The following is a 3,903-nucleotide window of genomic DNA, read 5'->3' on the forward strand; positions in this document are numbered from 1 at the left end:
GTAAATTTTAGTTTGTTGCGTAAATCCGCCGATATAAAATTTGCTTACTGTCATTCCATATGGAATTAAGCAGCTGATTCTTCTTTTTCTGCAACAGCTTTGACTGCGAGAGCCACGTTGCGGACAGGTGCTTGAAGCACTGAAAGAAGCATAGAAAGAAGACCGTCGCGGCTTGGAAGAGATGCAATAGCTGCAACTTCTTCTTTGCTTGTAACTTTTCCTTCGATAACACCAGCTTTGATTTCAAGTTTGTCTGCTGTTTTAGCAAACTCGCTCAAAATTTTAGCAGGGGCAATAGCATCTTCGTTTGAGATAGCTACTACTGATGGGCCTACGAAGCTGTCGTTCAAACCTTCGAGTCCAGCTTTTTCAGCTGCACGACGCAAGATTGAGTTTTTAACAACTTTGAATTCCACACCGGCTTCACGCAACTCTTTACGAAGTTGAGTGTCTTGTTCTACAGTTAAACCACGTGAGCTTGCAACAACGATAGATGTCGCAGCTTCGAATTTTTCTGCAAATACGTCAACCAACTCAGCTTTCTTAGCAATAGTTGCTTCGTTTACTTTGTAATCGCTCATTTGTTTACCTCCATTTTATTTTGTTCGTAGGAATTTTTACAAATAAAAATCCCCACGACCAAAAGACATAGAGAGTTCAATCATTGTTTAAAATGTTTGTCCTCGGTTGGATGCTTATGACTTATGTCCCCAACTGTCTTCGGTCAGTCCTTTTCAGAACTTCTATTAGTATATCAGATGTTTTTAAAAAATGCAAGGGAAAAATTAATAAAAAAACAAAAAAATGACCATTAAGGAAGTCATGATCATTTTCTCTTTCAGTTTGCCCTGAGTTATAGGCTCTATTTTTCTGTTTAAGCATTAATAAATTTGATGGCTTTTGATCCACGGAGGGCCCAATACAGTAAAGCAAAGCTTCCTGCAAAAATGAGACCTTGTAGAATATTAAAGACAATAACAGCACCAATATAAGCTGAAATACCACCAGGAAACATTGTAGCGATATCAAAATTAGCAAACATTGCGTAAAGGGGTATAGCGTATACATAGTTAAGTACTACCTGCAAGACAGTTAAAGCCAATGTCCCCAAAATGGCTGCCATAATATAGTTACGCAAGCTAAATCTGTGACGGAGAAAGAACCAAAGTACCAGCACAAAGACAGTAACTGTCAAAATATTCATTGGTAAACCAATATAGGTATTCACTCCGTCACTATTTAAAAGTAACCACAAAAGCGAACGAATGATAAGAATAGCAAAAGCACTGCTTAAGCCAAGCATAAATAGTCCAATCAAAATGGGCAAGATTGTGAAGTCAATCTTTAAAAAGCTTGCACTTGGCACCAAAGGAAATTGGAACATTGGGTAGGACAGTACAAAAGAAATTGCACTGAGCATTGCGATAAGTGTGAGTCGACGTGTTTTTGAATTTGACACGAAAAAACCTCCAAAATAGAAAATAATATTTCTTCATTTTGAAGGGAGTTTTTGAATATTGACGAAAACGGACTCAACCCAAAAAGAGCTGGTCTTATTTCTTATTCTTCTCCCATCCAGACTTTACTGTCGGTTGTGGAATTACACCACATCAAGCTTTTCAGCTTCGCGGACTTTAACCGCCGGTCCCGAATTTCACGGTGCCCTGAAGATACGTTTATTATATCACAAAAAATTATTTTTGGTCAAAAAAAAGAGCGCTCACACGCTTTTTTTATTTTCTTTTTCTTCTTTTGCGAAACTCAAATAAATCGTAAAGGAAGGAACGGTGATCGCTTGCTAAGGCATATTCTTCCAAAAGATTAACGGTTTGGCGTAATTTTTTAGCTTCATTAAGCGCAATTCGTCCTGTATGCTCATATTCGAAAATCACCTTACGCTCTAAATAATAGGCTTCCATCAATTCTTCTATATTCGTCAATTCTGTAGCTACACGAAATCCATTAACATAGTTCCAGTTACCTTGAGCAATATGTTCTGCTTGACGGAAGCGTTCTGCTTGGAGAAAGTCAACAAGTTGTGCATTATAGATTGTCCCTAAATTTTCCAAAAGTTCAAGAACAAGTTCTGTATTATCTAAATAAAGATTGCTAATCTCTTGGCGCGTTTCTTCCATATCTTCAACTTTTGGACGGGAAAGTTGGAAGTCAAAACGAGAAATACGTGTTTTTAGAACTTTCAAAGCCCGCAAAGTAACCACTTGGGCAAACTGGATACTCGAAACCAAGTCATGTGCCAAATCTTGCTCCAAAGTATGTATGTAGCGATGGTAGGTGCGATAAGTACGCATCGAGATTTTTTCTTTCTCCAGCGCATCTTCAAGCCCTTCAATTTCTACACGGATAATTAATAATTGCAAGGTGTTAAAATTTTCTGTAATTCCAGCACTTTCTTGCTCTACAATGAGCTTCTGAATCCGGTTTTGATAATCAGCAATCACAAGGTGATAGCCATTTTGCGCTTTCTCAGTAATTCTTTCCCGTAATTCTTGCACAACGTCACCTAAAATTGCGATAACTGCCAAATTATTGACCGTGCGTTTTTTCTCAACTGCAAAGTAAGGCAAAGTCAGCAAACTCACAAGAAAGCTTAAGCCAGTAACTGAGGCGCAAAAAAAGATTAATAGATTGTTGGTATTATCAGCAAGCCGAGGTAAAAGGAGTATGGTCGCAATGGAAACCGTCCCTTTTGTACCAGAAAAAGTCAACAATAACAATTCGCTCCAATAAGAGTGAAAGATTTCTCCCTTGTCTTTGACAGTCACCAAATAATAAGACAATAAGATTAAAAATCTTAGCAAAAATAGGGCAAAAGTCAAAAGTAGTACAACAAAAACCAGCCAAAAAACGGAATATGTCCGATCAAAAAGGAAAGGAAAAACAAGACTATGCAACTCAATCCCAAGGAAAATAAAGACACTTGAATTCATCATAAACACAATCGTTTCCCATACACTATTTTTGACACGCGTCACTTGTGCATCAAACACAGTAGTTGGTCGAAAACCATTGGACTGGAAGATACCAGCAACAACAACGGCGATAATTCCCGAAACGTGCAAAACTTCGGCCAAAGCAAATGCTGCAAGCGGCATTACGAACTCCAGCATCAAATAGCCACTGACATCACGCGCATCGACATCATCAAGAATTTCTAAAATTTTATTTTTTAAAATCGAAAGCCCAATACCAATAGCAAAGCCGCCTATAATGGACAGGATTAAATTAAGGGTCGCCTGTGGTAAAGAAAAAGTCCCTGTCACAAGTGCAAGCACAGCAATCTGGAAGGATACGATACCAGATGCATCATTAAAGAGTCCCTCACCCTGGAGAATATTCATGATTCTTTGAGGAAATACAAAGCGGGTCGATAACGTACCCACAGCAATTGCATCCGTTGGGGCTAGTGCAGCTCCTAAAGCCAGACAAGCTGCTAAAGGAATGCTCATATAAAACAGATGTAAAATGCCACCTAAACCAAGAGCAGTAACAAAAACTAGCGGGAATATAAGCACAAATATCAAATGTCGGTGTTTAACAATCCGTTTCACTTCTGCTTCTGTACTCTCTCGAAACAAGAGCGGTGCAATGATGAAGCCAAGGAAGAATTCCGGATCAACGTGAAGAAATTCTGAAATACCTCCAAAACCAAAAAGAATCCCTATGAGAACTTGCACTAAAGGCAAGGCTAACTTAGGGAAAATTTTATTGATAACATTTGAAAAAACTAATGCGAGCAAGAAAATGATCACATGAAGGATAGACTGAAGCATATAACTCCTTAAATATCATTTCTAAATCGTCTTTGTTTCTCTTGAATTTTCTTGTCCAACTTTGAACAGTCCTTATTATTCATGCGTAGACGACAACGTTTAAATTCCAGTT

Annotated in this window: 3 protein-coding genes, 1 riboswitch and 1 other annotated feature; all 3 genes read right to left on the reverse strand. The window is 38.3% G+C overall.

Annotated features, from left to right (window positions below; translation table 11 throughout):
* Positions 1–65: 65 nt before the first annotated feature.
* Complete coding sequence (rplJ, locus tag LACDD01_RS02800) at positions 66–581, reverse strand: 50S ribosomal protein L10 (protein WP_004257506.1); 516 nt, start codon at positions 579–581, stop codon at positions 66–68.
* Positions 582–615: 34 nt separating this feature from the next.
* Positions 616–742 (reverse strand) — a sequence feature (ribosomal protein L10 leader region).
* 132 nt (positions 743–874) lie between these two features.
* Positions 875–1,459 carry an ECF transporter S component gene (locus LACDD01_RS02805; RefSeq protein ID WP_019291903.1) on the reverse strand — a complete coding sequence of 195 codons (585 nt, stop codon included), beginning with the start codon at positions 1,457–1,459 and terminating at the stop codon, positions 875–877.
* A 100-nt stretch (positions 1,460–1,559) separates the two neighbouring features.
* Positions 1,560–1,676, reverse strand: a riboswitch (FMN riboswitch).
* Positions 1,677–1,733: 57 nt separating this feature from the next.
* Complete coding sequence (locus LACDD01_RS02810; protein ID WP_061413136.1) at positions 1,734–3,791, reverse strand: cation:proton antiporter; 2,058 nt, start codon at positions 3,789–3,791, stop codon at positions 1,734–1,736.
* Positions 3,792–3,903: the final 112 nt, after the last annotated feature.

This window comes from Lactococcus sp. DD01 (genome assembly GCF_001578715.1).
Classification (GTDB): domain Bacteria; phylum Bacillota; class Bacilli; order Lactobacillales; family Streptococcaceae; genus Lactococcus; species Lactococcus petauri.